The following is a 6298-nucleotide window of genomic DNA, read 5'->3' on the forward strand; positions in this document are numbered from 1 at the left end:
CCCGCGGGTTCCTGCACTGGAGGCTTTCGTACGCAAGCGCCCGAAACCCTTCACAGTCGCAGTCATTCAAAACAGGCTACGTGAATGTCTGCTCCTTATTAAAAGCTGTCCTATCCACGCCGCGAAGAAGGAGGCTGATCCTGTATAACATTTTTGCAAAGCTGCGGTTCGTGCAACCGAGAGCGGACGTCCGTTGAGGTGCAGTTGACTTAGGTTAAATTGAGACAGCGGTATGTTTCCGACGCCGATGCAGGTAAGCATTCTGATTGAAACATCCTCATTCCGGAAGACCTCCCGTGTGCGAAGCACGATTGTCATTGAGCGTCGTCAGAAGGCGGCCCTGCTGTGCTTGGTCGTGCGAGATCGCGTGATACTTGATGAAAGCGTCGAACGCGGTGGTATCGAGCGGGGGAGAATAGAGATAACCTTGTCCGACTGAGCAGCCGAGGGATTTCACAACGGAGAGCTCCGCGTCGGTCTCGATCCCTTCGGCGACGACACGGATATCCAGCACCCCGCCTAGCTTTATGATGCTCTCGACGATCACCCGCTTGGCAGGGCTGTGAACGACATCGCGCACGAAACTGCGGTCGATCTTGATCTCGGTCAGCGGAAATCGTTCCAGGTACCGCAGATTCGAGTATCCGGTACCGAAGTCGTCGATAGAGATTTCAACACCCAAGCCGCGCAGGTCGCGAAATACGCGCAGGACTTCCGCCGGCTCGGGCATCATGAGACTTTCGGTAAGCTCAAGGGTCAGCCATTCAGGACGACAGCCGGTCTCGGCGACCACCTGCTCGACAAACGCCACCATGTCCCTGCGGGTGAATTCCAGCACCGACACATTGCACGAAAAACGTATGGGTGTGCGTCGTCCCTCGTTGATGCGCATCGCCTGCTTAGCAACCGTTCGCAAAGCCCATGCTCCGATGTCCAGGATCGCGCCGGTCTCCTCGGCAACGCCGATGAACCGACTTGGAGACTGCAGCCCGAACACGCCGTGGTTCCATCGAACCAAGGCCTCGGCACCCACAATGTTTCCCGAATGCAGATCCAACTGAGGCTGATAATGCAACAGCAGTTCCTCGTTCGGAATTGCAGCCTGCAGATCATTTGCCAACCGGATGCGATTGGAGGCGTCGCGTTCGTCCGCCGCAGCAAAGCGATGCGGCGGGTTTGAAGCCAACGCTTTAGAGCGCTGCAAGGCTGCGGCAGCCTGGCGAACGAGCTGAAGTGGATCCGACCCGATCGATCCGACCGTGAAACCCGCGCCGAATTGGGTCGTCATTGCCGCGCCGGGCAGAATGAAGCGGGGCTGCAACAGGTTCAGAACATCATTGACCAAGTCCGCGGCGCGTTGGGCATCGCCAAGCTCGAAGGCAAGCGTGAAGCTGTTTGTGCCCACGCGCGCCAAGGCTACCGATGGCAACGTTGCGAGGCGCCCAGCGACCGCTCGCAAGAGCGCATCACCGATATCATAGCCGAAGCCATTGTTGACATCGTGAAACCGCATGATGTCGAGCTTGAGCAGCAGCACCACGAATCCTGCGGGAACGCTTATCGACGCCAGCCGATCAAGCAGGCCGTAGCGGTCGAGCAGACCGGTCAGGCGATCAACGCCTGACGCGTAGGTGACATCGCGGATCAGGCCGGCGCAGTGCGTGATCTGCCCGGATGCATCCCGATGCGGCACCAGTCGCAGCGCGTTACGGAACATCGTGCCGTCGCGCTTGTAGTTGCGCAGCGTCACAGAACAGGCGCGACCTTCGGTCAGGGCAGCTCGGATTTCGGCGATTTCGGGCTGCAGGCGGTCGCTGCCTTGAAGGTAGCGGCAATTCTTGCCGATGGCCTCAGCTGCAGTATAGCCGGTAATCGCTTCGAACGCGGCGTTGACCTTGATGATGGGGTGCCCACGCTGACGCATGTCCGCGACCACCACGCCATCACCGACGTGGTCCAGGGCCAACCCATATGCAGCCAAAATGGAATCGGAATCGTCCGATGGCCGGTTCAGGCAGTCCCATTGCTTGGGCCTGAATCCACAATCCCCCTGCGGTGGGCCCTTATTGTCGTCTCGGTCATGCGCCACGGCACGACCAGGGATCGCCGCCGATACCGTTGAAAAATCCGGTCCGGTCCGGTTGGTATTTGCGCTAAAAGCAGAGCGATCATTTCGCATTGTCTGGCCTCCAGGTTCGACAATGCGAACCCCCAGCCGAACCTTCAATGACCGCAGAGCGACGCTTCAGGACAAATCGGCGGCACTTTCGTCTTTGGCCGCCACGCCAGACCCGGCAGTCTGAAATCGCTGGCGATATTCTGTCGGGGTGACACCGATCCGGCGCACAAAAGCGCGCCTCAGGGTTGTCGTCGATCCAAATCCAGCGGCATATGCGATCGTCTTGAGCGGCGCGCTACTGTCTTCCAGCAAACGCCGGGCAATGTCGATTCTCGTCAGTTCGACATAGGTAGCTGCGCTCGAGCCCAGCTCGGCGTGGAAAAGCCGTGACAGCTGGCGCGGTCCCACCCTTGCTACCTCGGCGAGCGCTTCGAGGGCCAGTTCCCCGCGGGGATATTCGAGGATGTGCAGCTTGATCCGGTCGATCGGACTGCTCGTGGCTGATTGAGCGGTCAGGGCATCGCTGAACTGCGACTGACCCCCCGGGCGTTTGAGAAAGACGACGAGGCGGCGTGCCACCCAGAGCGCGAGCGCCCGGCCATGGTCCTCTTCGATCAGGGCAAACGTCAGATCTATCGCGGCCGTCACCCCGGCTGAACTGAACACGGGTCCGTCGCGGACGAAGATCTGGTCGGGCTCCACCTCGATGGCGGGAAAGTCGGTCGCCAGACGATCCGCATATTCCCAATGCGTCGTGGCACGGCGTCCTGCCAGCAATCCTGCGTGCGCGAGCAGGAAAGCACCGGTACAGGTCGATCCATAGCGCCGGGAGTGCCGGGCCTGATCCTGCAGCCATCGCATTGCGGGGCCGCTCGGGCGCGTCGGCAACCCATAAGGCCCGGTGACGATCAGCGTGTCGCAGGTCGGCGCCGCAGTGTCGATGCTGGCATCAGCCACATATTTTACGCCAGAAGCGGTGGCTGCAACGCCCCCATGCTCGGTCACGAGCTCGACAGTGTAATGCGGTCCTGACCCGATCTTGCAATTGGCTTCGAACAGCGCATCGCGAATACCGGCGATTTCGAGCAGGTGCACCTTGGAGGGCGCAAATATGGTGATATGGATGGCCTGTACTCCGCTCAGCGACAGCACTAGGCCATGGCCCATGCCGTATACGCCCCTGCGCGCCGAACACAAAGCGCGTCGCGAATGCGGTCGGCGGTCGCGTGCGACGCTGCTGACCGAGTCGTTGCCAAGCGGCAGGATGATCCCCACATACGCTGTGAGGCTGGCCAGCCAGTAAGAGGTCTCCTGGCTGTCCGGCGATGATAGCATTCCAAGGGGCGGCGAAGACGCGCTAATCTTGTTTCACAAGGTCAGATAGAGAGGCGCGGCCAGAACCATCTGGGGTCCGGTGTTCGGTCAGCGCCCAGTTCACAACGAGGAGACGCTACAATGGCGAACGGCTGGGCGCGCGATGGTGCGATTCAAGATCAAATCGACGATACGGTTAAGGACGCGGTGCTCAGCGCGCGGTCACGCTTGCCGATTGGCGATGGCACCGAATACTGTGACGACTGCGGAGAGGAGATTCCAAAGGCGCGTCGCGCGGCGCTGGCTGGCATTCGTACGTGCATCTCCTGCCAGTCTATGCGTGACCGGCAGATGCGAACTGCAGGAATCAACCGGAGAGGCAGTAAAGACAGTCAGTTGCGCTGATCGAGAAACGCGAACTGACCACGCAGACATAGAGGGCGCCGGCGGCAACCGACCCTGACCCAGTCGTTCGCGGTTCCAAATTGAATTTCTGGCTACGCCTGAAGCCGCCACGCCCCTTTCCCGATAGCACATCGGCGGCACTTTTGACCAACTTATGGGTCGAGGTTGACCGGCCCTGCGCCACGCCCAATTGCTCGGTGGGCCGGTACATAGAAGGGTAAAAAACTCTATCCGGGGATGTGGATCCCGCAAAGCTTGTTGCCGTCGGGATCGCGCACGTAAGTCAGGTGGATAGTTCCCATCGCGGACTCCCGCGGGCCAGGAGCGTCTTCGATTGACGTCCCGCCGTTGGCTACGGCTACATCATGAAATTGCTGAACTTGCTCGGGCGAATTGCACGAGAAAGCAACGGTGCTCCCGTTCGCCACGGTGGCAGGTTCATCGTTGATCGGCTGGGTGACGATGAAGTTGGTTCCGCCCTGGTTCGGGTAGAAGAGGCGCGTATGTCCGCTTCCAGCGATGTTGATCATCGGCTCTGGCACACCCAGAACACCCAAAACCGCGTTGTAGAACCGCCGCGATCGCTCGATGTCATTGGAGCCTACCATCGTGTGGAATAACAATTTCTCTCTCCCTATCGTTACGAGGACGCTTGTGGAGGCAGTGTGGGATCGGAGCAAGCGACCAGTTGCGTTCTCAGCCAATTTAGAAAGCCTATCCGATCGCGCTTAGTTGGCCAGTCGGGGAAGGACCGGACGTCGGGTATTGGCGAGCTCCGCCGTTAGACACCTTACGTCGGAACGGCAGGAAAGTCCCAAGCGCCGCGAAGTTGGCCCCTCGCCGAAGGCGAGGAGCCGATTGGTCAAATTTCGGTATTCTCGGCGAGGGCAAGCGCATCTTCCACGTCAATCCCGAGATAGCGCACCGTATTCTCGATCTTGCTATGCCCGAGAAGGATCTGGACGGCACGAAGGTTTCCGGTTGCCCTGTAGATGATCGATGCCTTCGTTCGCCGAAGTGAGTGCGTGCCATAGTCGCTTCGCATCAGACCGACCCCTGTCACCCATTCATCGACGAGCCGGGCGTACTGGCGGGTGCTAAGATGCCCATTATGGTCAACCCGGCTGGGAAAGACGTAGTCGTCGACCGTGCCACCCCGCCGATCGAGCCAGGCCAGCAGGCTAGCCCGAGCGTCGGGGAGCAGTTCAAACTGAACGGGTCGACCTGTTTTCTGCTGCATGACGATCGCACGCGTTCGAATCTGCCCGCCGCTGACGATGTCGCCGATCTTCATCTGCACCAGGTCACAGCCGCGAAGTTTGCTGTCGATCGCCAGGTCAAATAGCGCCCGATCTCGCAAGCGGCGGCGTTGATTGAGGTAGAACCGGATCTCCCAAATTTGCTTCGGTTTCAGCGCGCGCTTCGCGCCGACGGTTCTTCCCGCATTCCATACGGGGCGTTTGGTGGTGGTGGGTTCAGTTTCAGGCATCTCCATGATCATTCTCCGATGGCCAGAGTGGCCTTCCGGAGAACGCTTTGGCGTCGGATAAGCAGGAAGGCCCCGAAGCGCCTGTCGACCAACTCACGTCATTCCGACGCGGGCGGGCGAACGACAGGTTATGTCAGAAGCTGCCGGAACGGATTTCACCTGATTGCCGTACATCCCGCCGCGCCGGTAGCGGCCAGCGTGAAACCGCCATATAGAATGCTCATCATACGTGGGGGATGATGATGCCGGAAGTTCAGAGGAGAATAAGCAGGACGCGAGCGGCTTTGGTGGGCGGCGTTACCGGGCTTGTCATAGCCGTTGGGGCGGTTCTTTTCTTCTTAGCCGCAACGGCACATCGTAGCGCCTATTTTGCAAGTCACGGCCTTACACCCACTGCCATGATATTCATCGCGCTACCTGGGACATTGGCTATAGGCTCGATCGTAGCGTTTCCAACATCCGCTGCGATGGTATGGTTCACGACAGCAGTTTCAAGGAAAGTGAGTATATTCGACACAGCGCCAGTTTGGATAACATCTGGAGCGATCTTCGCCCTCCCTACCGCCTACTTCTTTTCTACAATGCAACCCGGTCGTGATCAGTTCGCGCTGGTTTCTCTATGGTCAATGTTTTTGATTGTCGGAGCGGTTAGCGGATTGGCAGCTTGGCTATTCCGACATAGCAATAGCAATATCCTCTGACACTCTCATCACGCCATCCAGCCATCTCTCGTCCCTGCACCGATCCTTTGTCTATCTTGCGGGAAAAGCCTGATTGTCGGACAATGTGCGAAATCTAAGCATTAAAGGCATTTGTAACCGTTGTGATTTAGGAAGTTCTCGCAATCGAAGCTGAGGAGGCGGCGTGATTTGGAATAAATCTCAGGGGCGTATCATTCGCGAAATCGTGGTTGATAAGTGTCTGATTCAAAATTATCTGTCATGATTTCATGATCTTGCGATGCGGCGGGC

At 58.8% G+C, this 6298-nt stretch carries 5 protein-coding genes; 1 reads left to right on the plus strand and 4 read right to left on the minus strand.

All coding sequences use genetic code 11. The features are described from left to right. Positions 1-277: 277 nt before the first annotated feature. On the minus strand, positions 278-2179 hold the full coding sequence (locus ACODR8_RS19770; RefSeq protein WP_489008832.1) for a putative bifunctional diguanylate cyclase/phosphodiesterase: 1902 nt from the start codon (positions 2177-2179) through the stop codon (positions 278-280). A gap of 66 nt (positions 2180-2245) precedes the next feature. Then, entirely contained in the window at positions 2246-3394 is a 1149-nt protein-coding gene (locus ACODR8_RS19775; protein WP_489008833.1) for a GlxA family transcriptional regulator, read from the minus strand. Positions 3395-3574: 180 nt separating this feature from the next. Between ACODR8_RS19775 and ACODR8_RS19780 the strand changes: the two genes are divergently transcribed. Continuing rightward, positions 3575-3838, plus strand: a complete 264-nt coding sequence (locus tag ACODR8_RS19780; RefSeq protein ID WP_119750004.1) for a DksA/TraR family C4-type zinc finger protein — start codon at positions 3575-3577, stop codon at positions 3836-3838. Between the two features lie 227 nt (positions 3839-4065). On the opposite strand, the gene ACODR8_RS19785 is transcribed toward ACODR8_RS19780, so the two are convergent. Beyond that, the gene (locus tag ACODR8_RS19785; RefSeq protein WP_119750061.1) at positions 4066-4461 is read right to left on the minus strand and encodes a VOC family protein; all 396 of its coding nucleotides are present in this window, start codon (positions 4459-4461) and stop codon (positions 4066-4068) included. Positions 4462-4700: 239 nt separating this feature from the next. Continuing rightward, on the minus strand, positions 4701-5333 hold the full coding sequence (locus tag ACODR8_RS19790) for a tyrosine-type recombinase/integrase (protein ID WP_119750059.1): 633 nt from the start codon (positions 5331-5333) through the stop codon (positions 4701-4703). Between the last annotated feature and the right edge of the window lie 965 nt (positions 5334-6298).

The organism is Sphingobium sp. FG58 (genome assembly GCF_057809055.1).

What these genes read in the sequence shown, in the direction of transcription:
- ACODR8_RS19770 (WP_489008832.1), bottom strand. Translation starts at nt 2,179, where the DNA reads ATGCGAAATGATCGCTCTGCTTTTAGCGCAAATACCAACCGGACCGGA.
- ACODR8_RS19780 (WP_119750004.1), top strand. Translation starts at nt 3,575, where the DNA reads ATGGCGAACGGCTGGGCGCGCGATGGTGCGATTCAAGATCAAATCGAC.
- ACODR8_RS19790 (WP_119750059.1), bottom strand. Translation starts at nt 5,333, where the DNA reads ATGGAGATGCCTGAAACTGAACCCACCACCACCAAACGCCCCGTATGG.